Source organism: Tunturiibacter empetritectus, from assembly GCF_014201375.1.
Lineage (GTDB): Bacteria > Acidobacteriota > Terriglobia > Terriglobales > Acidobacteriaceae > Edaphobacter > Edaphobacter lichenicola_D.
In genome coordinates, this window is the sequence record NZ_JACHDZ010000001.1 from 678,183 (window position 1) to 699,311 (window position 21,129).

Consider the following 21,129-nt stretch of genomic DNA (forward strand, 5'->3'; position numbering starts at 1 on the left):
TGCATCGGGGTGAAACGCATGACGATTGAGAATGCATTCCACAATAAGTACAGTCTGGTAAAAGGTGCGGCGCGTCGTGCGCGGCAGCTACAGTCTGGCGCCTCTCCTCTGATCGTGGCCAAGTCGATGAAGGCTTGTCGCGTGGCGCAGGATGAGATCAAACAGGGACACGTCAAGTTTGTTCTACCGGAGAAGGTGGTAGAACCTGTGCTCGACATTCCCGTGCACTGAGCCTGACGCACTGAGCCTGACGACGCTGGCCGCGATATCATAGAGCCATGGCAGGTGAAGCAGAGCAGCTGCGGGCTTACGTGGAATATCTTCGCGACATGGGCGTCCATGACTTCTATCGTCGGGGCGAGCCGGTGTACGCCGAGGCTGTTCCGGTTTCTGCTACTGTCGATGTAGTTGCTGCGGTCTCCGTTGTTGGCGAGGTGGCAGAAGCGCGACCGCTGCCTGCGAAGACGACTGTGGTGGAGCAGCCCATTGTTCCAGTTGCCGTTCCCGTTGCTGTTCCTGTTCGACCTCAATTTCTGGAGCCTCCCATCGCGAAGCTTGTGAGTTTCGATGATCTTGTTCCCATGCCTGCTGCGCGGGTGGATGCGGCGCATAAGGCTGAGGCGTTGGCTGAGATCAAGACTGAGATTGGCGATTGCACCCGCTGTCCGCTGGCGTATGCGGGCAGGCGGACGATCGTCTTCGGCGATGGCGATGCCAATGCGCGGTTGATGTTTGTCGGCGAGGGGCCGGGGGCGGATGAGGACACCTCGGGGATTCCCTTTGTCGGTAAGGCTGGGCAGCTGCTCAACAACATGATCCAGGCGATGGGCCTCAAGCGCGAGGAGGTTTACATCGCCAACATCGTGAAGTGCAGGCCGCCGGCGAACCGGGTTCCTGAGCCGGTGGAGGCCAATACCTGCGATCAGTTTTTGCTGCAGCAGATCGACGTGGTGCAGCCCCAGGTGATCGTGGCGCTGGGGGCTACGGCGGCGATGTATCTGCTGGGGGTGAAGCAGTCCCTGAGCGCTCTGCGGGGCAGGTGGCATAGCTGCCGGGGAGCGAAGCTGGCGGTGACCTACCATCCGGCGTTTCTGCTGCGCGATCCGGCGATGAAGGGTGAGGCGTGGAAGGATCTGCAGATGGTGATGAGGGAGCTGGGGTTGAAGTCTCCCGCCAAGTCGTAGAGCTGTCTGTTTTCCTTTCCTGATGCTTCTGTATTCTCGCGTTATCCCCAGGGAACCCCCCTCCTATTACCGAGGCGTAAGCTGCTTAGAGTCAGCCTCTTGCGGCACGTGTGGGTTGCTAAAAAATTCACAATAAAAGGGTTGCTTGCAGATTCCTCCATCTAAAGGGTTTATGGGTTCAATGACGAAAGCCCGGCTGCGAACCGGGCTTTCATCTTCTCTTCTCTTATTTTATCGGATTCTGGCTAACTGATACGCCACGTGAATCTCCTTGATTGACGCGGGTTTTCTCTGTTTCGGGGCTTGACAGCGAGTTTCTGGGCTATGGGCTGAGTTTCTTCGTTGGGGAGGGTGGAGGAATCAGGGCGTGGAGGAAATACAGGGATCTTGACGGATACCGCAGCATGAATCGGTTCGCCGCAACTGAGAGCAGTGGCCGCAATCCACTGCGCAACGAACGATGATGCCGTTCGTTGCTTCGGTCGAGATGACGGTGCCTGATGGAGGCGTTCGAGTTTTATGGCGGGGTGATGCGGACAGCGTTGGCTCGGCAGGAGCGGATGGGGCCGCATGGGGTGGGGTGGGCGGTCTTGTCGAGGCAGACCTCGACGGCGGTGAGGTAGTTGTTGCCGCAGCTGATGGCGAGGCTGGCGGCGGGTATGGCCGGGTTCGCGGTCTGGAAGAGGTCGATGAGCTGGGCGGGGGTGAGCGAGATCTGATGGTCGAGCTGGGCGAGTGTCGGCGGGATGGTGACTGACTGGAAGGCAGTGCGGGCGAGGGTGAAGAAGGCGTCGGGCGAGAGGCCGGAGCAGGTGCCGTGGGTGCTCCACTCGTGACGGAGGAGGCCGGCGTCGGGGTAGATGTCGCGGTAGGTGGAGGGGTCGCGCGGGCCGTAGTCGGTGGAGCAGTTCTGAGGGTAGCCGCCGTTGGTGTTCTGGGGCCAGAGGCCGTGGAGGACGAAGGCGGGGCGCTGGGCGCACTCGGTTGCGGTGGGATGCGAGTGACAGAACTCGGGCGACCAAGAGAGATTCAGGAGGTAGTAGTCGAAGGCTTGCTCGCCAGTGGCGGCTTGGTCTGGAGATTGGCTTGGGAGCGCGGTGGCGTGGGGGCGGGGTGCGGGCTCGGGCGTGGGCTGAGGGTGCGGCTCGCAGGCGGCGAGGGGGAGAAGAAGGGCCAGCAGGACGGGTAGGGTGATCTTCTTCATGGTGGGAGAAGCATATCAAGATGGTTGAGCGAGCGTGCAACATCCTGGCGCAGTATCTCGTGTTGTGTCTTAGACGCTGTCCTGCCGGACGGCCTCCTGCGCGGAGGGCGATCACTTCGTGATGGGTATACCCCTTCGGTTTGCGCTCCCGTTGGTCGCGAGGAAGATTGATTCCGACCAACGGGAGGACCACGCGAAGCTCTATAAAGGCGTGCGAACGCCCGCCCTCCGCGCAGGAGGGCCGTCCGGCAGGACAGCTTGGACAACTTCTTAGAAGCTGTCCAGAAATTCAAGAGATTTTTTAAGAGCTAACCGGCTTGCGACCTGATTTCAAGGAGAACAAGCGACTGCAAAGGCGAAATGCGGGGGTCTCTCCACTGCGCCGTGCGATAAGACCGCACGCCTCCGGTCGAGATGACGATCCATAAAGTTTCTGGACAGTTTCTTAGAAGCTGACCGCTTGTTCCGCTTCAGTGGTGGAGAACCATCGCTACTACGTTCCCATCGGAGTTGAACGTTCCTCCTGTTGCCGTCTTCGCCTCGTGCAGAGGATCCTTCGGCGTGATGTAGGCGGCTGCATCCAGCACTCCCGCGGCTGCAAAGCTCGATTGGATAAAGTCCCGCTCCTTGTCCACCTCCGGATCGATGTGGTGTGTTATGCCGTTGTTCCTCTGATCCTTCTCGAGGCCCTCGTCGTGCGTCGAGGAGCCAACCCACACCGGCAGGCCGCCAGCGGTGCGCCCGGTGTCCCACACCCGCAGATGATGGCGGACGAAGGCGACGGTGATCGCGTCGCCACGCGCATAGCTCATGTCCTGCGGGCGGCCGAAGAGGTAGAGCGTGCTCATCGGCACCGCGGTGTAAGTCTTCTTGGAGAGGGTCGCCATGAGGCCATTCAGAACTGCCGCATTGTTGGTCCGGTCCACCTGCACCCAGCCTGCCGCGGTGAACGCCTTCTCGACTGCGTCCTTGGTGCCTACGATGCAGAAGTTCACCATGTCACCCGGATTACCTTGCGCATCGCCTACGCGCTGGGGTACGCCGTCGAGCAGCGCCGGGGTGAACAGCGCCGTCGCCTGCGAGACCGTCGTTTGCGAAACGGGCTTGGCCGCTGTGATCTTCAGCGACACTTTGTAGCTGCCCTGGGCGCCGACCTCCTTCGGCACATTGGCAGCAAGGAATAGCTCGCCGCCGGCCGGCACGGTCTGCTCCAACTGGCCGCCGATGGCAAACGGCACCGCTGCGTCGGCGCTGCCGATGCGCCCGATGAGCGCGCCTGCGTTTGCGCTGTCCAGGGGGAACTGGCGGAGAAGGTCCTTCCACCCGCGCGCGACTCCGGCTGGCGCTGAGGCGCGTGCGTCCCACAGGGTGAGCTGTCCGGTTGCGCCATAGCTCACTGTTTCTCCCGCGGCCACTGCGAAGCCCGCATCGGTCCAGTCTCCGCTGCCGGGAACGGTGATGCTGTAGCTTGCCTTGCGCGCGGAGGTCTGGGCTGCGGTGATCGTGGGCAGCGCAATCGGCGTTACGGTTCCGGGTGCGCTCGCGGCCTTTGAAGCCGCATCCTGCGCGGCCGAAACGATGCCACAGGCCAGCCATAGCGCGCATGAGAGTTCAAAGCGATAGCTCTTGATTTTCACGTTTACATTCTAAGCACACGGATACTGCGCTGACATCAGTCATTCGACGGGAAGTGTTCGCGGCATGAGAGGCGGCGCGGGGTTGGAGAGGTTAAGCTGGAGAGATGCCGCAGTTTTGTGATGTTGCTTTGCCGGTGCCGCTGGACCAGACGTTTACCTATGCGGTGAATGGGGTTGTTCCCGTGGTGGGGGCGCGGGTGCTGGTGCCGTTCAGCGGGCAGACGCTGATGGGCGTAGTGGTTCGGGTGCATGAGGATGCGCCGGCAGAGGGGTTTGAGATCAAGCCGGTGCAGCAGGTGTTGGATGATGCCGCGCTGCTGCCCGAGGAGTTGATGAAGCTGGCGACGTGGATTGCGTCGTACTATGTGGCTCCGCTCGGTGAGGTGCTGCGGGGGATGCTGCCGCTGGCGGCGGAGGTGAAGCGACACTTCTCTTATCGCATCGCTGAGGCCGGGCGGAAGGTGTTGTATGAGGGGGCGGTGAAGGGGTCGTCGCGGCGATCGAAGCTGACGGTGGAGGAACAGAATCGCGAGTACTCGGTGCTGAATTATCTGGAGGGGGGAGAGTCGGCGAAGATGTCGGCGCTGCGGTCGGCTACGGGGGCAAATAAGGGGCTGCTGGAGGGGATGGTCAGGAAGAAATGGCTGGTGAGGGAGGCTGTGGCGGAGGAGCGGGATGCGCGGCGGCTGGAGAAGGTGGCGGTGCTGGTGACGGAGGCTCGGCTGGCGAAGCTGAATGAAAATCAGACAGCGATTCTGGCGGAGCTTGCGGCGGTGGGCGGGCGAATGCGGGTACGGGATCTTCGGCTTAGCCTGACGCGCGCGGGAGTGCCTGAGTCTACGCTGGGAACGCTGGTGAAGCGCGGGCTGGTGGGGATAGAAGAGGTTGCGGAGGTGTTTCATCTGGGCGGCGTGGGCGCAGAGGGGAAGAAGCACGCGCATGAGCACGCTTTGAATGAAGCGCAGATGGAGGCGCTGGGGACGATTGCGGCGGCGATGGAGAAGGATGGGTTCAGGCCGCATCTGCTGTATGGGATTACGGGGAGTGGGAAGACCTCGGTTTATTTTGCCGCGATGCAGAGGGCGTTGGATGCGGGGAAGAGCGCGTTGCTGCTGGTGCCGGAGATTGGGTTGACGCCGGCGATGGCGGGACAGATGGTCGCGGCGTTTGGGGGCGAGGTGGCGTTGCTGCACTCGCAACTGACCCCGGATGAGAGGGCGGAGCAGTGGCACAGGATTCGGCGAGGCGAGGCGAGGATCGTGGTGGGGACGCGGTCGGCGGTGTTTGCGCCGATGGTGGATCTGGGGCTGATCATCGTGGATGAGGAGCACGACTCGAGCTACAAGCAGGAGGAGACGCCGCGGTATCACGGGAGGGATGTGGCAGTGATGCGGGCGAAGCTGAATGAGGCCGTGGTGGTGCTGGGGTCGGCGACGCCGTCGCTCGAGAGCTGGGCGAATGCGGAGAAGGGCCGCTACGCGCTGGTAGAGATGCGTGCGCGGGTTGCGGACAGGCCGCTGCCGCTGGTGGAGCTGGTGGATATGCGGGAGGAGTTTCGCGAGACGGGGCAGGAGCAGATCTTTTCGCGGAGGCTGATGGAGGAGACGCAGGCTACGCTCGATCGCGGAGAGCAGGTGATTCTGTTGTTGAATCGGCGGGGGTACTCGTCGACGGTGCTGTGCCGGAGTTGTGGGGAGAAGATTGAGTGTGAGAACTGCGCGGTGTCGATGACCTATCACAAGCCGGTGAGCGGGAACGATGCGATTGCGCAGCCGGGTCAGAGGCTGGAGTGTCACTACTGCGGGTCGCGGCGGTCGGTGCCGAAGGCTTGCCCGAAGTGCGAGAGTGAACATCTTTATTTTCTTGGGGTGGGTTCGCAGCAGGGGGAGGAGAGGCTGCAGGAGCTCTTTCCGACGGCGCGGATTGGGCGGATGGATCGCGATACCGTGCGCGGGAGGAGCGACATGGAGCGGCTGCTGGCGCGGCTGCACGGGGGCGAGATCAATCTGCTGGTGGGGACGCAGATGATCGCCAAGGGACATGACATTCACGGAGTTACGCTGGTGGGAGTGATTGGAGCGGACTTTCAGCTGGGGCTGCCGGACTTTCGCGCGGCGGAGCGGGTGTTTCAGTTGCTGACCCAGGTGTCAGGACGAGCGGGGCGTGGGGATCTGATCGGCAAGGTGCTGGTACAGACGTATCACCCGGATCACTATGCTGTTCAGTTCGCTGCGAAGCATGACTATCCGGGGTTTGTGGCGAAGGAGATGCAGTACCGGCGGTGGATGCATTATCCGCCGTTTGCTGTGTTGGCCAATGTGGTGATTCAGAGTGAGAAGCTGGAGGAGGCGACCGGATGGGCGGGGACGCTGGGGCGATGGTTCCAGAAGGCCCGGCTGGATAAGGTGCGGGTGCTGGGGCCGGCGGCGGCTCCGATTGTGCGGCTGAAGCGGATCTATCGGTACCACTTTGTGCTGAAGGCGGAGCGGCGGCAGGCGCTGAGCGAGACGCTGAGAGCGATGCTCGAGTATGCGGAGACGCAAGGAATCGCGCGCCGGAACCTGGTGGTCGACGTGGATGCGGTGCATCTGATGTGACGCATCGCGCTCAAGAAAATGTTGGGGAGGTTCTCGCAAACGAGTCCCGACTGCTGGTGCGCCGAGACTTAGGGTCGGATGCGTTAGTCGAGCAGATGAAGCTCTTTGCCAGGCTTGAAGCGGACTGCTTTGCCTGGGGCAATCGTGACCTCGGCGCCGGTCCTTGGGTTGCGGCCGATTCCGGTTTTGCGCGGCTTGACGGTAAAGACACCAAATCCGCGGAGTTCAATGCGGTCGCCCGCGATGAGAGTCGCCTTCATGCTTTCGAAGATCGCATCGACAGCCGACTCTGCTTTTGTCCTTGGAAGGCCGGTTCTTTCTACCACCCTCTGTATGAGATCCTGCTTAATCATCTGGGCCGCCCTTGGGCTGTAATTTGTTTGAAACTGAATGCTGACCTGGTAGTACGGTGATGGTAGAAACTCAAACTCCGATTGTCAACGATAGAACGCTACCGTAAGATGAAGAATCTAATGATGCAATGGGGCCTGGGAACTACCGCACCCAATTTACACCCTTCTGCGACAATTAGGGATATCTACCTTCTGCGAGAATGGAAGAAATTTCAAAAGCAGAGACCGAAGGGGCACCAGAGTGGCAATTAAAAGCGACCGTTGGATTCGCCAGCAGGCGAACGAACACGGAATGATCTCTCCGTTCAGCGAAAAACAGGTTCGAGAGGGCGTTATTTCGTATGGACTTTCTTCGTATGGATACGATCTGCGGGTCTCTGACGAGTTCAAGATCTTTACCAACGTTAACAGCGCGATCATCGATCCGAAGGCGTTCGACGAGCGCTCGTTTGTGACGGTGCAGGCCGAGAGCGTAATCGTTCCGCCGAACTCGTTCGCGCTGGCGCGGTCGATCGAGTACTTCAAGATTCCTCGCGATGTGCTGACGATCTGCGTGGGCAAATCAACCTACGCTCGATGCGGAATCATCGTGAACGTGACGCCATTCGAGCCGGAGTGGGAGGGGTTTGTGACGCTCGAGATCTCGAACACAACGCCGCTGCCGGCGCGGGTGTACGCAAACGAAGGGCTCTGCCAGATCCTGTTCTTCCAGTCCGATGAGGTGTGTGAGGTCAGTTACGCGGACCGTAAAGGGAAGTACCAGAATCAGCAGGGAATCGTGCTGCCGAAGCTGTAGAACGGCAGATCACGATTTTTCTTGAAGCGCTGAAGTCGGCCTACTAAATGCATCACGTTGAGTAAAGGGGCTGCGCAGGCGATGAAGGATGCCAAACAGAAGAAGGGGAAGAAGGCCGGGGGAGCTCTGCGCGTCGGCCTGGTGGCGGCGGATCCGCTGCGGATCCTGGGATTGCAGACGATCTTTCCCGATGGCGGACCGGTGGAGGTGGTTCCACTGTCGGTTCCGGGCGCGCTCGATGCTTCGGGAGTGTCGCTGATCCTGATCGATTCGGCGTGCACGGATCACATCTTCGAGCTGCTGGCTACATTTCGCAGGACCCGGCCCCGCTTTCGGCTGATCGTGCTGGGGCTGGAGGAGGACCACGATCACATCCAACGCATCATCGGCGCCGGGGCGAAGGGCTACCTGGCCCATTCGGCGAAGGAGAGCGAGATTCGGATGGCTATCGATGTGGTGCAGGATGGGTCGGTGTGGGCTCCGCGGAAGGTGCTGGCGCGGTTGCTGGAGTCGACTTCAACCGGAGCAGAGACGGCGGCTAAACCGGCGAAGGCGCCTAAGTTCACGCAGAGAGAGTTGCAGGTGCTGCGTCTGCTGGCTGCGGGACACCCGAACCCGGCGATCGGCCGGGAGCTTGGCATCGACGTGGGTACGGTGAAGAAGCACGTAGGCAAACTGATGCGGAAGGTAGGAGTCGATAATCGCATCGCGCTGTCGGTTCAGGTGGTGAATCAGAAGCTGCTGCTGCGTCAGGTACCCTAAATTTCGTTACAGAATTTTGGCGGTTGCGACGTGCTGTTCTGACTCTGAGTTGTAAGTCCATGCCTGCCGTTAGTTAGTCAGATCTTCGCGCCAATTTCTTGTTTACTGTTAAGTAAACAAGAACTGCTCAAAGGTGTACCCACCTTCGTACCGTTGTGAGCGAAGGTAATGTGGGGCAAAGTACTACCAAGCAACACAGACCTGGGAGAGGGGTTGTAGAGATAGCGTCGGAGTTCTCCCGACATTATCTCTACAACCCCCATTTTTTGCGTGTGTGTCGTTGTCTCGGCGTATTCTGGTCCCGTTCTGTTGGCGAGACAACTTAGAACGATTTCTCCTCATCGTATATATTGTTGGAAATAGGCAGCTTGGCGGGCCCCCTCCAAAATACAGAAACGAAAGTGTGAAAGGGATAACGATAATGCTAAAGAAGATTTCAGTGGCTTTGTGTGGTTTGGCGATGGTCGCCGGTTCTCTGTCGGCGCAGGCGGAGGGCGATAAGGCGAAGGTTGCGGAGCGTCTCAATGCTGCCACCCAGGTGCTTCACGAGATTATGGCGACCCCGGACAAGGCGATTCCGGGTGGCATTCTGTCAGGCGCATCGTGCGTAGTGGTGATTCCCAGCTACAAGAAGGGCGCGTTCGTTGTAGGCGCGCAGTATGGCCAGGGTGTCGCAACCTGCCGTACGCCAAGCGGAAAGTGGAGCGCTCCGGTGTGTGTTCAACTGGCCGGCGGCAGCTTCGGCTTTCAGATTGGCGGACAGGCGACGGACCTGGTTCTTGTTGCGATGAACCAGCAAGGTCTCCAGGACATGCTGAAGAATAAGTTCAAACTAGGTGCAGATGCTGCTGCAGCTGCAGGCCCGGTTGGCCGCAATGCGCAGGCAGGAACGGACTGGAAGTTGAACGCTGAGTTCCTGAGCTACTCTCGCGCCAAGGGCTTGTTCGCCGGCATCAATCTGGATGGCACTGTGCTGTCGCAGAACCAGGACGATACTCGCGCGCTGTATGGTTCGGACATCGGATTCGATCAGATCCTCGGCGGCAAGCAGGTTACGCCTGTTGAGGCTCGTCCCTTTGTGCGCACTGTGGCGAAGTACTTCGTCGTTGCCAAGAACCAGTAGTGCATCTGTTGTTCGATTGCGGGGAGGGCGGCTTATTCGGCCGCCCTTTCTGTTTTTCCGGTGGCGAGGGTTGGAATCGGTAGACTAGAGGCTTGAGCAAAGGTCCACAAAAAGAGGGAATTGACGCGGAGGTGAGCTTCCGCGAACGGGTTGAGTTTGCCGTGGTTTGGCTGGCGGTTCACTTGATGTGGTTGCTTCCGCGGGGATCGGCCAGGGCGGTGGGCTCGGGGATTGCGGCGATTGCCTATCACGCGCTGGGGCGGCTGCGCGGAGTGGGAGTGCGGAACCTGAAGCTTGCGTTTCCGGAGATGCCGGAGGCGGAGCGGGAGAGGATTCTGCGGTCGTTGTACCGGCGTCTGGGCTGGCTGCTGGCGGAGTTCTGCCTCATGCCGGGATACACGCCGGAGAGTGCGAGCAGGTTTATTCGCTACGAGGGATTGGAGAACTACCTGGCGGCTCGCGAGCGCGGGAAGGGTGTGCTGGTGTTGACGGGGCACCTGGGGGCATGGGAGCTGTCGAGTTTTTATCACTCGCTGATGGGTATGCCGATGGGAATGGTGATACGGCGGTTGGACAACCCGCTCGTGGATGAGTTTGTGAATCGCATTCGATGCCTGCATGGAAATCGTGTCATTCATAAGGACGACTTTGCGCGAGGTTTGATTGCGTCGATGCGCGCAGGGGAGACGGTGGGGATTCTGATGGATACGAATATGACTCCGCCGCAGGGTGTGTTTGTGCCGTTCTTTGGGGTGCAGGCGTGTACGGCCTCGGGGTTGGCGCGGATCGCCGGGAAGACGGGAGCAGCGGTAGTGCCGGGGTTTCTGCTGTGGGAGGAGAGCGATCAGAAGTACGTGCTGCGCTTCGGCAAAGAGCTTAAAGTGAGGCATACGGGTGATTCTGAAACCGATGCGGTTACAAATACAGCTGCGTTTACGGCGGCGATCGAGGCGACGATTCGGCAGTATCCTGATCAGTGGCTGTGGATGCATCGGCGGTGGAAGACGCGGCCTCCGGGAGAAGAGGGGATTTACTGATGGCGGGGATTTACTGATGACAACGATGAGCAAGATCGCGGACTGGGTCGGGGTGAGCGCACCGCTGTTGGAGGTGGAGATTACGGCGGTCTCGAGTATCGAGGATGCTGGCGAGAATTCTGTGGTGTTTGCGGTTGAAGGCGAGGCGCTGGGCAGGGCGTTGCAGTCGAAGGCCGGGGTGATTCTGGCGAGCAGGAAGCTGGAGTCGGCGGAGTTGCCGCCCTATCGGACGCCGGACCCAAGGGTTTTGTGGGTGGCGGATGCTAGGTATGCGTTTGCGCTGGTGGCGCGGAGGTTGAGCGTCGGCGGCGTGCGGGCGGGGGTGCATGCTTCGGCCGTGGTGGGGCAGAGGGTAGCGATTGGTGTTGGAACTGCGGTTGGGCCTGGTGCTGTGCTTGGCGACGACGCGGTGATTGGGAGTGGATGCGAGATTGGTGCGCGGGTGACGATCTACGCGGGGACGGTGCTGGGCGACCGCGTAGTGGTGCAGGCGGGAGCGGTGCTGGGATCGACGGGGTTTGGGTATGTGCGGAGCGCGGAGACGGGAGAGTATCTGATCTTTCCGCAGCAGGGGCGGCTGGTGGTGGAGGACGATGTCGAGATTGGCGCGAATACGACGATCGATCGTGGAGCGCTGGGGGAGACGCGGATCGGGCGCGGGACGAAGATCGATAACCTGGTGCATATCGGGCATAACTGCGTGATTGGGAGGAATGTGATTATTGCGGCGCAGACGGGGATCTCTGGTTCGAGCGTGGTGGAGGAGGGCGCGATTCTGGGCGGGCAGGTGGGGATTGGAGAGCATGCCACGGTGGGGGCGGGCGTGATCCTTGGCGGTGGAGCGGGAGTGCTGAGCGGGAAGAAGATGCGTGGGCAGGGCGAGGTGTTCTGGGGGCGGCCGGCGCGGCCTTTGAAGGAGTATCTGCGGGATCTTGCGCGGTTGAAGCGGCGTTAAAGCTGTCCTGCCGGACGGGTCCACTACGCGTGGGGCGGTCACTTCGTGACGTGTATACCCCTTCGGTTGGCGCTCCCTTTGGTCGCGAACAGGATCTTGTGCCGACCAACGGGAGGACCATGCGAAGCTCTAAAAGGGCGTGCGAACGCCCGCTCCACGCGTAGTGGGCCCGTCCGGCAGGACTAAAATTATTGGGAAGCACGCGGTGATTGATGGCGATTGTGGTGGTCGGCGGGCATACGAGAAACATCGGAAAGACCAGCGTCGTGGCAGGGCTGATCGCCGCCATGCCGGAGATGCATTGGACCGCATTCAAGATCACGCAGTTCGGGCATGGGATGTGCTCGGTCAATGGGGAGCCCTGCGACTGCGAGACCGCCGAACACACAGTTGCGGTGAGTGAAGAGCGCCCCGGGGGAGATGCAACGACGGATTCGGGGCGCTATCTGGCTGCGGGTGCGGTGCGGTCGTTCTGGGTGAGGACTCGGCAGGGCGATCTGTCCGAGGCGATGCCGCGCATTCGCAAGGAGATGGAGCGCGCAGAGAATGTGGTGATCGAGTCGAACAGCATCCTGCGGTTTCTGCGGCCCGATCTCTATCTGAGCGTGCTCGATCCGGCGACAGCGGACTTCAAAGATTCGGCGAAATACTTTCTGGATCGTGCCGATGCTGTGCTGGTGCCGGAGGGTGTGCTCGGAAGGCCCGAGTGGAAGGGTGTTTCGTTGAAGCTGGTAGAGGGAACGCCGGTACTGGCGATACGGCCACCGGTCTACGTGACGGAAGAAGTAGTTGAGTTTGTGAGGCAGCGGCTGCGAGCGCGAGTGATTGTCTGAAGGTCTTTGAACAATGGGAACAAGAAAAGAGCCGCGGCTTTTGAGGGCCCCGGCTCTTGTTGATGCGAGTGCATGGAACTATGTATGAACTACGCGATGAGACCGTTGAGGCCATTGGGGAAGAAGACTCCCTGATGGACCGTATCTGTTGGTTTCGTGCCAGTAACGATTGCGAGGATCTGGGAGGTACTGCGGGCCCAGCCCAGTGAGTTCTGGTCGCAGTCGACGATGGTGGATGCGGTGATGTTCGCGGTTGCGGTGTTGAGCGCGACCTGGGTTGTGGTGACTCCGATGTCGTCTGCCGCTGAACCTGTGAAGGTAACGAACGGAGTGGTGATCGGTTTGGTTGGATCAGGATTCGCCAGCGAAGAACGAGCTGCCGAGATCATCTGAGTCAGCGTGCTGAGCGGGCCCGTTCCGCCGCCACCATCGAGTCCGTTGATGGTCGTGCGGATGAGACCTGCGTGGTAGGCCTCGACCGCGTGAATACCTACAGCAGCCGGTAGGATGTTGACCTTGTCGGTGATCAGAGGAGCAGCTCCGTGATACGCGGAGACACCTACGTCCTCGAAGATGTAGGCACCGATGAGGAAGTTTGCGTCGCTCGCGAAGGGGTTGAAGGATGGACCGATGAGCGCTGCCGCGGCAAGGGTGTTAAAGGAGGTGTACAGATCGATGTTGGGCATCGAGACTGCCTTAGATCCAAGAGCTCCCTGGAGGAAGAGGACGTGCTTGCCTTCTTCCGTTGCGGTCTCCGTGGCATAGGCCTGGACGTAGGAAAGCGAGAAAGGCACCTTGGCGAAGGTCGGGCTCAGAGCGACAGTGCCAGCGGCGTTGCCGTTGACGCTGACGGGAATCGGCGTCGACAGCTTGTCGATGGTGACGCCGTAGACCGCGAGGTTGTAGAACTGTGCCTCGAGATACTCCAGGTTGAGAGCGAAGTTGAGGATGTCCGAGTCGCCGATCGTGGCCGACTGGGCCTCTGCTTTTTTAGGGGTTGCGGTTGCGCCGAAGGCAAGAGCGGCCAGCGCGGCGCCTCCCTTGGTGAGCATCTTTCGGCGGGTACTTACGATAATTTCATCGAGCTGCTGTGTCTCTAGAGTTGCCATGATGTCTCCGTCCTTAGGAAGCCGTTACTGAGATTTTGCCGTTGAGACCGTTGGGGAAGAAGCCGCCCTTGGAGAGGCCTGCTCCGCCCGCCGCGCCGTACACGATGTGTAGAACCTGATCGGTTGTGCGGTGGAAGGCGATGGCGTTGGTGGGATCGGCAGCGACGATGCTGCTGACGCTGAGGGCAGTCTCATTACCTCCGCCGAGCGTGGCGCGGAGAGCAGACACCTGGTTGGCAATGGTGGTGTAGGTCTGATTTCCGGCTGCGCCATCTACGGCAGTGATCAGGGTGCGGATCTCGGCGGCGTGGTAGGCTTCGACGGCCTGGATGCCGGCAGCAGCACTCAGGATGTTGTTGTTGGCGAGCAGAGGAGCGGCACCGCTGTAAGCCGTAACGCCAACATCTTCAAAGACAAAGGCTCCGATAAGGAAGTCGTTATTGCCGTCGAAGGGATTGAAGGTGGGGGAGGTGGTGATCTTAGCTGCGACAGCCAGCGGACCGAAGAAGGTGAGGTCTAGAGCAGGGCGGGGAACTGGAGTTCCCTTGTTCCCCGTGATGGCTGCCTGGAGGAAGCGAACGTGATTCAGTTCGTCCTGGGCGATCTCCGCGGCGTACTGAGCAAAGACAGGACTGCTCCACGGCACTGCCTTGATGCCAGGGGGAACGATCGTGGTACCTGCCCCGGTGAGTGCATCGGTGGAGGAGAGACCGGAGCCGGTCGCGGCGTAGAGATAGAACTCGGCCTCAAGATATTCGAGGTTGAGGGCGAAGTTCAGAATGTCGTTGTCGGGGATGTCGAGCGGGGTCGGCGTTGGGGTGGGCGTGGTGGTTGGTGCTGGTGTGCTGTTGTTGCAACCGATAATCATTGCTCCGGCAGCGGCCGTCCCTGCTCCTGCCAGAAACTTTCGGCGGGATAGGGCTTTGTCTATCAAGTCATTTAGCTTTTTTTCCACGATGTACCTCTCCTCAGTGCACGTTGCTGCCTGCACCTTCGTTCTGATGACGAAGTGCAGGACGGAACGGATTGCCGAGACGATAATATTCGCGGTTAGATTGATTGGACAGCAAGGTTCATGATGTCATCAACAAGGCTCACTTCTTTTTGAATGAAGGGCTCGGCGTAGCGGACTCCCGCCAGCAGGCCGTAGTGGCGAGCGGTGGCGAAGGTTCGCTCGCGGATCTCCTCCTCGGGGACGAAGAGGCCGGTGCCTTCAGGCTGCGCGCCGTACTGCGAGCGGTAGGTCAACAGAGACTGCAGGCGCTGCTCAACAAAGGGAGTGATGTCGACGACGAAGGTGGGACGCACGTCGGCATAGAGGCTTGCGTAGAGGATCTTGTACGGACGATGCGGCGGGTGGGGGTCGCCGGGCGTTACGACCTTGGCGAGGCCGCTGACGAAGCAGGCTTCATAGCCCAGCGTGGCCGAGGTGTAGTGGTCGGGATGACGGCCTTGCCAGTAGGGAAGGATCACCACGCGGGGGCGCAGGCGGCGGAGAACGGCGGCTAGCTTAAGACGGTTGGCCAGGGTGTTCTCGACGTTGCCATCGGGAAGGTCGAGAGCCTCGCGATGCGCGACGTTTAGGATGCGGGCGGCGACGTTGGCCTCGGCTTCCCGGTCGGCGGCGGTGCCGCGAGTGCCGGACTCACCCTGGGTGAGATCGAGGATACCGGTGGTCCAGCCGCGGGCGTGCATGGCCATCAGAGTGCCGCCGCAGGTCTGTTCGACGTCGTCGCGATGGGCCGCAATGGCAAGGATGTCCAAGGGGCGGGCTCCTAAATTCAGCTCCTAGCTATTAGCTCTTAGCCTCTAGCTAACAGCGAGATGCAATACAACATACTTCGTTGCGACTGCTTGCTTCTGTTTCTGGCTAAGAGCTAAAGGCTAAGAGCTAACACCCTAGTTGGCTGCGTCGGTGACGGCGTCCAGGTAGGCAACGTCGAGCGCTGTGCCCTGAACGGTAATGTTGGCGTTGTTGATCTCGGAGCCGTCCGTCGTATTGAAGGCGTGGACCTGTCCCCCGTACGCGGTGTAGACCTTGTGGAAGCCCTGAACCCAGCAGAGGCCGGTCAGGTCGCCATAGTAATACTGGTTCTGGTTTGTGTTCGGGTAGGGGACGACGACCGGCGAGGTTGCGCTCTGCGTGACCGCAGGAACGATGAATGCGCTGGCCCCGGTGGAACCCGACGGCAGAACCACGCGGGTCAGGCAGTTGTAGTTGGCGCTCTGGTCGGTGGCCTGGCCGGTTGCGATCTGCTGGGCCGCACGGGCCGCGCGCTCGCCGGTGGCGCAGAGTTGGGAGCCGATCCACAGTGTATTGTCGTCAGCGAAGAGAATCTTGGTGTGAGTGCCGTCGGAGATGGAGACAGTGCTGGTGACGGCGTTGGTCGCGAGGCTGATGATGGAGAGATTGCCCGCAAAGAGGCCGTCTGGCTGCCGCTGCTGACCGGCTACGTAGAGATTATTTCCATCGGAGACTGCCGTCGTGACCCCGCCCGGGACCGGGAGATTGGAGGAGAAGGCGTTGGGGTTCTGCTGCGCCGGGACGGTGCTGTTGGTGTAGCTGTTGACCTGAAGCGCGCCCGGCAGCAGGTAGGTGATGCTGGAGGTGGTTCCACCGCACTCTGCGCCACAGTTGAGAACGTAGACCGTGTTGCCGTCGAGGGAGAAGTAGGCTCCGGCGGGCCGGTCGAAGGCGCTCGTATTGCTTCCGGTGTTGACCGGGATGACGCAGTAGACAGGAAGGTTGAAGGGCTGGCAGTCCACCGCGCCAATCGCGGCAATGGCGGCGGTCGAGGTGGTGTACTGGCTGGCATTCAGCTTGATCACGCGGTAGAGCGAGTTGGAGTTGCGGACCATCGCCAAGATGACCGTGTCGCCCTGGTTGACGACGACCTGGAAGACATTCGGCAGGTTGAGCGCGTAGGTCCCGCCTGTGGTCCTGTCGATGATACCGAGCAGGCCGGCGCCCTCTTCGGCCGAGTAGACGTGGCCGAAGGTTGGCGGGACCGCGACGCTGGTCGACCTGGCCGGGAAGGTGCCGGCAGAACCCGTGGCGGACTCGGTGCCGTAGTTGATGATCTGCACGTCGCCCAGAGTGTTGGAGTAGACGTACCCGGCGATCTCAGAGGGGAAGTTGAGGATGAGGTTGGGATAGCCGGAGGAGTAGCCGCTGATCGAGAACGAAGTTCTGGTGTTCTCGACGTTGTTGCGCAGGTCACGCTTCGCATCGACGATCTGCAGGCTGCCGCTGGTGCCGCCGTTTGCCGTGACGCCAATCATCACGCGTTGGGCAAGCTTGCTGGGCGGAACCGGCCGGTTGGCGAAGGTGTATTGGGGGAACTTGTAGTAATACGGGCCGCAGGCTGTAAGTCCCAGCGTCACAGCGGCGATCAGGAGGCCGCAGAAGATCTGGGCACGGAGAGACTGGGTAAAGAGACTTCGATTCGTCAACGGTAACTAACTCCAACCTGAGCGCTGCGGCATAATCTGGCGGCCACGGCTATCTGCCGAGTATAACAAAGGACTCGGCCAGTCCGCGGTTTGGCAGCAATCGGCAAAGGCTTGAATGTTATTGGTTTGGAGCAGGTCCGCCGGGTGGCTTAAGATGGTGAGAACACTTGGAGACGGTTATGGCGGATGGTGTACGTAGTGCGGAGTTGGCATCTGTTGCAGGCTATGCTGCGGCCGACCGGTTGTTTGACGGCGGAACGGTACTGTGCGACGGAGCCATGGGCACGATGCTCTACGCGCGGGGCGTCTTCATCAATCGCTGTTACGACGAGCTGAACCTCTCGCAGCCGGAGCTGGTGCGCGAGATTCATAACGAGTACCTGCAGGCGGGTGCGGAGGTCGTCGAGACCAACACCTTTGGCGGCAACAGGTTTCGCCTCGGCCTGCACGGGCTGCAGGATCAGGTGCACGCGATCAACGTGGCCGGCGTCAAGCTGGCGCGGGAGTGCGTGACCCAGATTCAGGAGAAGCAGGCCTGCGAGGCGTTTGTGGCTGGCTCGATCGGGCCCCTGGGCGTAAGGCTGGAGCCGCTGGGCAAGGTCGGCCTCGAGGAGGCGCAGGATGCCTTTGCCGAGCAGATCCGCGCCATGGTCGAAGGCGGCCCCGGCGTGGGCGTGGATCTGCTGATCGTCGAGACGATGACCTCGCTGACCGAGGCCGGGCAGGCGATTCTGGCAGCGCGGCGCGTCGCCCCGGGAGTTCGCGTCGTGGTGATGATGACCGTCGATGAAGACGGCAACTGCCTGGACGGGGCCTCGGCCGAGACCGCCGCCATCAAGCTGACCGAGTGGGGCGCTGATGCCATTGGCTGCAACTGCAGCGCTGGCCCGGCGACGGTGTTGAGCGTGATTGAGCGCATGCGCCCGCTGACTCCACTGCCGCTGGCCGCGATGCCGAACGCGGGAATTCCGCGCGCCGTCGAGGGGCGCACCATCTATCTCACCTCGCCCGAGTACATGGCCAGCTTTACCCGCAAGCTGGTGAAGGCCGGCGCGAGCATCGTTGGCGGATGCTGCGGAACCACGCCAAGCTACACGCGGGCCATGAAGAGTTCCCTGCGTGCGCTCGACGCGATGGAGAGCGGTGTCGAGGTGATGCAGCGCGACCCAACCGGCAAGGCCACCACCATGAAGGAGAGCAAGGTTTCGCCGCCACCGCTGGCCGAACGATCGAAGATTGGCTCGATGGTTGCGGCCGGCGAGTTCGTCACGATGGTCGAGATCGTGCCGCCGAAGGGTATCGACTGCAGCAAGGAGCTTGATGGCGCGACGCAGCTGCATCGGCTGGGCGTTGATGCCATCAACGTGCCCGACTCGCCGCGGGCCAGTGCGAGGATGAGCGCGCAGAGCCTGTGCGTGCAGATCCAGCAGCACGTCGGCATCGAGACGATTCTTCACTACACCTGCCGCGACCGGAACGTGCTGAGCATCCAGAGCGATCTGCTGGGCGCGTCCTCGATCGGGCTGAAGAATATCCTCTGCCTCACCGGCGATCCGCCGAAGCTGGGCAACTATCCCAATGCGACCGCGGTCTTCGATGTCGATGCGATCGGGCTGGTCAATATAGTGCACAACCTGAACTACGGACTCGACATCGGCAACAACTCGATCGGAGGGTCTACTGGCTTCTCCATCGCGGTAGCGGCGAACCCTGGCGTGCAGGATATGGATCAGGAGGTCCGCCGGTTTGCGTTCAAAGTAGAGGCTGGTGCGGAGTATGCCATCACGCAGCCGGTCTTCGACATTCGCGTGCTCGAAGAGTTTCTGCGCAGGATCGAAGGCTTCCGCATTCCGGTGATCGCCGGCATCTGGCCGTTGACCAGCCTGCGCAACGCAGAGTTTATGAAGAACGATCTGCGCGTCAGCATGCCGGACGAGATTATGGCGAGGATGGCGGTGGCGACTACTCCCGAAGCCGGACGAGCCGAGGGTGTCAAGATCGCCCGGGAGATGCTCGCAGAGACAAGGTCGATGGTCCAAGGAGTCCAGGTGAGTGCGCCGTTTGGACGCTACGGCGTCGCCGCGGACGTGCTGGGACTGAGTGGGGATGACGAGGAAGGTCTGGTCGCATAATGGCAAACTTTGAAGAGCAGTTAACAGCGTTGGAGAGTGTGGTCGAAAAGCTGGAACGCGGAGATCTCTCGCTCGACGACTCGGTGCATCTGTTCGAAGAGGGCCTGAAGCTCTCGAACGCCTGCAAAAAGGAGCTGGAAGCCGCAGAAGGCAGAATCCAGGTGCTTGTCGAACAGGGCAGAAATGCAATGCGGGTGGTGGACTTGGATGTAGAGAAAGATGCTAAAACAGGGTGAGGACGGGGAGTAGATTTCGATATGAAACGAGACATCGACAAGCTGGCGGATCGGCTCGTGGAACGCGGAAGAGAAGGTATTGCCGCGGAGAAGAAGATGCTCGAATGGAAGATCGCGGAGAGCAAACAACAGCCCGCGAAATAAGAGCCGCAACGCGGAGTTTCTGCGAGCTAGTGTCTGATTTCGACGGCTGTTCCCACGGGAACTAATTTCCAGACTTCGTCGATCTCGGAGTCTGTGACTGCTATACAACCATCAGTCCAGTCAATTGTGTGCTGGAGTGACCCGAGCCAGCTTAACCCATTTTGAATCCCGTGAATCATGATGAGTCCACCAGGATTCACGTCTGCGGTTTGAGCACGCTTGCGATCGTCGGCATTGGGATAGGAGATGTGCAGGGCACGATGGAAGCGGCTCTGAGCATTTTTGCTGTCGATGATGTAAAAGCCTTCAGGCGTTTCATGATCACCCTCGTGTTGCTTCGGGCCACCAGACCCTTTGCCGATCGCAACCTTATAGGTCTTGAGCACAGTGTTGTTAGTGAGCAAGATCATTGTGTGCTTTGATTTGAGGATCAAAATATGATCAGCATGTAAATCTGTTGCTGGAACAGCAGACGTCGTAGCACATCCAAGGGCGAAAAGAAGTGGGAAGAGGATGCGGTTTGGCTGGAGGAAGCGTGTCAATAATTGGGGCATGACCTTAGCCACGCGCTATCGGTCACGGGTGGTGACGAAGCCGGGCACCCACAGCAGGGCGCGCTTGGCCTCGGAGTCGGGCAGGTCGGCTATGGTGAGGCGGGCTGCTTCGGCGTAGGCGCAGGCCGTGTCCATGGCGTAGTCGAGGGAGCTGTGGCGCTGCAGAATCTCAAGGATCTGCGGGTGGGAGACACGGGCGAAGCTGCGGTCGGCGAGGACGGTGCGGATGGCCTCGCGGTCGGCCCCTGTGCCGCGCTCAAGCGCGTGGATGACGGCGAGTGTGGCTTTGCCTTCGCGCAGGTCCGAGGCGACTGGCTTGCCGAGAACATCTTCGGCGGCAGTCAGGTCCAAAACGTCGTCGACGATCTGGAAGGCGAGGCCCAGGTTGCGGCCGTACTCGCCCAGCTGAGCCTCAAGCTCCTCCGGGTCGCCGAAGCCGTGAGCCGGCGTAATCGCCGCGCCAAGCTGCATCGAAACCTTGAAGAGGCAGGCCGTCTTGCGGAAGATGAGGTCGAAGTACTCCTCTTCATTGATGAGGTGGCCGAGCTTTTCAATCTGGAGCAACTCGCCCTCGACCATCTGCTGGGTAAGCGAGATCAGCAGCTCGAGGACGCGAAAGTTCCGCTCCTCGAGGGCCGCCGAGAAGGACTGCATGTAGAGCCAGTCGCCCGCGAGAACGCATTTCGCATTGCCCCAGGTGGTGTTCGAAGAGGGACGCCCACGGCGCGTGTCGGCCTCGTCGATGATGTCGTCGTGAACCAGGGTCGCAGTGTGGAGCATCTCAACGACCGCGCCCAGGCGGATGCGGCTCTCGCTGGTGCAGCCCAGAGCTTTGGCCGAGAGAAGCAGCAGCAATGGCCGGATGCGCTTGCCGCCGCCCGCGATAAGGTACCGCGCAATGTCGGTGACGACCTCGACGTCGGAGGCGGATTGCCGGGAGAACTCCTGCTCGATGGCGGCTAGATCGTCACGGAGGAGGTCGAACACCTCGGCTGCGGTCGCGATGGAGAGCGTGCTCAC

At 60.7% G+C, this 21,129-nt stretch carries 21 protein-coding genes; 12 read left to right on the forward strand and 9 right to left on the reverse strand.

The genetic code is table 11. The annotated features are described in order from the left end of the window. Positions 1-18 precede the first annotated feature (18 nt). Positions 19-231 carry a DNA-directed RNA polymerase subunit omega gene (gene rpoZ / locus HDF10_RS02975; RefSeq protein WP_179639266.1) on the forward strand — a complete coding sequence of 71 codons (213 nt, stop codon included), beginning with the start codon at positions 19-21 and terminating at the stop codon, positions 229-231. Positions 232-278: 47 nt separating this feature from the next. After that, on the forward strand, positions 279-1,184 hold the full coding sequence (locus tag HDF10_RS02980) for a uracil-DNA glycosylase (protein ID WP_183810291.1): 906 nt from the start codon (positions 279-281) through the stop codon (positions 1,182-1,184). A 517-nt stretch (positions 1,185-1,701) separates the two neighbouring features. On the opposite strand, the gene HDF10_RS02985 is transcribed toward HDF10_RS02980, so the two are convergent. Together HDF10_RS02985 and HDF10_RS21160 are read right to left on the reverse strand one after the other, a co-directional pair. After that, positions 1,702-2,388: a ribonuclease T2 family protein gene (locus HDF10_RS02985; protein WP_183810293.1), complete on the reverse strand. Its 687-nt coding sequence runs from the start codon at positions 2,386-2,388 to the stop codon at positions 1,702-1,704. A 470-nt stretch (positions 2,389-2,858) separates the two neighbouring features. Next, a complete protein-coding gene (locus HDF10_RS21160; RefSeq protein WP_183810295.1) occupies positions 2,859-4,025 on the reverse strand; it encodes an LssY C-terminal domain-containing protein in 1,167 nt (388 codons plus the stop codon). Positions 4,026-4,129: 104 nt separating this feature from the next. Between HDF10_RS21160 and priA the strand changes: the two genes are divergently transcribed. Continuing rightward, positions 4,130-6,622 carry a replication restart helicase PriA gene (priA, locus tag HDF10_RS02995; protein WP_183810297.1) on the forward strand — a complete coding sequence of 831 codons (2,493 nt, stop codon included), beginning with the start codon at positions 4,130-4,132 and terminating at the stop codon, positions 6,620-6,622. A gap of 83 nt (positions 6,623-6,705) precedes the next feature. On the opposite strand, the gene HDF10_RS03000 is transcribed toward priA, so the two are convergent. Further along, positions 6,706-6,975 carry an HU family DNA-binding protein gene (locus tag HDF10_RS03000; protein ID WP_158943184.1) on the reverse strand — a complete coding sequence of 90 codons (270 nt, stop codon included), beginning with the start codon at positions 6,973-6,975 and terminating at the stop codon, positions 6,706-6,708. Between the two features lie 241 nt (positions 6,976-7,216). Here HDF10_RS03000 and dcd point away from each other — a divergent pair, with 241 nt between their 5' ends. The 6 genes from dcd to HDF10_RS03030 all read left to right on the forward strand — a co-directional run bounded on the left by dcd (position 7,217) and on the right by HDF10_RS03030 (position 12,481). Next, the gene (dcd, locus tag HDF10_RS03005) at positions 7,217-7,771 is read left to right on the forward strand and encodes a dCTP deaminase (RefSeq protein ID WP_183810299.1); all 555 of its coding nucleotides are present in this window, start codon (positions 7,217-7,219) and stop codon (positions 7,769-7,771) included. 57 nt (positions 7,772-7,828) lie between these two features. Beyond that, the gene (locus tag HDF10_RS03010) at positions 7,829-8,533 is read left to right on the forward strand and encodes a response regulator transcription factor (RefSeq protein ID WP_260177572.1); all 705 of its coding nucleotides are present in this window, start codon (positions 7,829-7,831) and stop codon (positions 8,531-8,533) included. 421 nt (positions 8,534-8,954) lie between these two features. Continuing rightward, entirely contained in the window at positions 8,955-9,656 is a 702-nt protein-coding gene (locus HDF10_RS03015) for a lipid-binding SYLF domain-containing protein (RefSeq protein ID WP_183810302.1), read from the forward strand. Between the two features lie 92 nt (positions 9,657-9,748). After that, positions 9,749-10,693: a lysophospholipid acyltransferase family protein gene (locus tag HDF10_RS03020; protein WP_183810304.1), complete on the forward strand. Its 945-nt coding sequence runs from the start codon at positions 9,749-9,751 to the stop codon at positions 10,691-10,693. Positions 10,694-10,709: 16 nt separating this feature from the next. Continuing rightward, on the forward strand, positions 10,710-11,648 hold the full coding sequence (gene lpxD, locus HDF10_RS03025) for a UDP-3-O-(3-hydroxymyristoyl)glucosamine N-acyltransferase (protein ID WP_183810307.1): 939 nt from the start codon (positions 10,710-10,712) through the stop codon (positions 11,646-11,648). 212 nt (positions 11,649-11,860) lie between these two features. Next, positions 11,861-12,481 carry a hypothetical protein gene (locus HDF10_RS03030; RefSeq protein ID WP_183810309.1) on the forward strand — a complete coding sequence of 207 codons (621 nt, stop codon included), beginning with the start codon at positions 11,861-11,863 and terminating at the stop codon, positions 12,479-12,481. An 89-nt stretch (positions 12,482-12,570) separates the two neighbouring features. Here the strand turns inward: HDF10_RS03030 and HDF10_RS03035 are convergent, their stop codons facing one another. From HDF10_RS03035 to HDF10_RS03050, 4 genes are all read right to left on the reverse strand, one after another. Then, a complete protein-coding gene (locus tag HDF10_RS03035; protein WP_183810311.1) occupies positions 12,571-13,590 on the reverse strand; it encodes a ferritin-like domain-containing protein in 1,020 nt (339 codons plus the stop codon). A 13-nt stretch (positions 13,591-13,603) separates the two neighbouring features. Next, positions 13,604-14,545, reverse strand: coding sequence for a ferritin-like domain-containing protein (locus tag HDF10_RS03040; protein WP_221271379.1), 942 nt, complete (start codon positions 14,543-14,545; stop codon positions 13,604-13,606). A gap of 95 nt (positions 14,546-14,640) precedes the next feature. Then, positions 14,641-15,354: a bacillithiol biosynthesis deacetylase BshB1 gene (gene bshB1, locus HDF10_RS03045; RefSeq protein ID WP_260177573.1), complete on the reverse strand. Its 714-nt coding sequence runs from the start codon at positions 15,352-15,354 to the stop codon at positions 14,641-14,643. A gap of 135 nt (positions 15,355-15,489) precedes the next feature. Beyond that, positions 15,490-17,043, reverse strand: a complete 1,554-nt coding sequence (locus HDF10_RS03050) for a hypothetical protein (protein WP_260177574.1) — start codon at positions 17,041-17,043, stop codon at positions 15,490-15,492. Between the two features lie 179 nt (positions 17,044-17,222). On the opposite strand from HDF10_RS03050, the gene HDF10_RS03055 reads away from it, so the two are divergent. From HDF10_RS03055 to HDF10_RS20760, 3 genes are read left to right on the forward strand one after another with little or no spacing between them, the layout of a single operon-like run. After that, positions 17,223-19,175, forward strand: coding sequence for a bifunctional homocysteine S-methyltransferase/methylenetetrahydrofolate reductase (locus tag HDF10_RS03055; RefSeq protein ID WP_183810313.1), 1,953 nt, complete (start codon positions 17,223-17,225; stop codon positions 19,173-19,175). Beyond that, a complete protein-coding gene (locus HDF10_RS03060; RefSeq protein WP_183810314.1) occupies positions 19,175-19,411 on the forward strand; it encodes an exodeoxyribonuclease VII small subunit in 237 nt (78 codons plus the stop codon). The genes HDF10_RS03055 and HDF10_RS03060 overlap by 1 nt, the downstream gene beginning before the upstream one ends. 21 nt (positions 19,412-19,432) lie before the next feature. Then, entirely contained in the window at positions 19,433-19,555 is a 123-nt protein-coding gene (locus HDF10_RS20760; RefSeq protein WP_260177575.1) for a hypothetical protein, read from the forward strand. A gap of 26 nt (positions 19,556-19,581) precedes the next feature. Here the strand turns inward: HDF10_RS20760 and HDF10_RS03065 are convergent, their stop codons facing one another. Both HDF10_RS03065 and HDF10_RS03070 read right to left on the reverse strand, forming a co-directional pair. Further along, positions 19,582-20,121 carry a L,D-transpeptidase family protein gene (locus HDF10_RS03065; protein ID WP_221271381.1) on the reverse strand — a complete coding sequence of 180 codons (540 nt, stop codon included), beginning with the start codon at positions 20,119-20,121 and terminating at the stop codon, positions 19,582-19,584. 3 nt (positions 20,122-20,124) lie between these two features. Further along, complete coding sequence (locus HDF10_RS03070; protein WP_183810316.1) at positions 20,125-21,129, reverse strand: polyprenyl synthetase family protein; 1,005 nt, start codon at positions 21,127-21,129, stop codon at positions 20,125-20,127.

Excerpts from the sequence above, each read along its gene's own strand:
- HDF10_RS03060 (WP_183810314.1), top strand. The coding sequence starts at position 19,175 with ATGGCAAACTTTGAAGAGCAGTTAACAGCGTTGGAGAGTGTGGTCGAA.
- HDF10_RS03000 (WP_158943184.1), bottom strand. The coding sequence starts at position 6,975 with ATGATTAAGCAGGATCTCATACAGAGGGTGGTAGAAAGAACCGGCCTT.
- HDF10_RS20760 (WP_260177575.1), top strand. The coding sequence starts at position 19,433 with ATGAAACGAGACATCGACAAGCTGGCGGATCGGCTCGTGGAACGCGGA.
- HDF10_RS03030 (WP_183810309.1), top strand. The coding sequence starts at position 11,861 with ATGGCGATTGTGGTGGTCGGCGGGCATACGAGAAACATCGGAAAGACC.
- HDF10_RS03055 (WP_183810313.1), top strand. The coding sequence starts at position 17,223 with ATGGCGGATGGTGTACGTAGTGCGGAGTTGGCATCTGTTGCAGGCTAT.
- lpxD (WP_183810307.1), top strand. The coding sequence starts at position 10,710 with ATGACAACGATGAGCAAGATCGCGGACTGGGTCGGGGTGAGCGCACCG.
- HDF10_RS02985 (WP_183810293.1), bottom strand. The coding sequence starts at position 2,388 with ATGAAGAAGATCACCCTACCCGTCCTGCTGGCCCTTCTTCTCCCCCTC.
- HDF10_RS02980 (WP_183810291.1), top strand. The coding sequence starts at position 279 with ATGGCAGGTGAAGCAGAGCAGCTGCGGGCTTACGTGGAATATCTTCGC.
- rpoZ (WP_179639266.1), top strand. The coding sequence starts at position 19 with ATGACGATTGAGAATGCATTCCACAATAAGTACAGTCTGGTAAAAGGT.
- HDF10_RS03035 (WP_183810311.1), bottom strand. The coding sequence starts at position 13,590 with ATGGCAACTCTAGAGACACAGCAGCTCGATGAAATTATCGTAAGTACC.
- HDF10_RS03015 (WP_183810302.1), top strand. The coding sequence starts at position 8,955 with ATGCTAAAGAAGATTTCAGTGGCTTTGTGTGGTTTGGCGATGGTCGCC.
- priA (WP_183810297.1), top strand. The coding sequence starts at position 4,130 with ATGCCGCAGTTTTGTGATGTTGCTTTGCCGGTGCCGCTGGACCAGACG.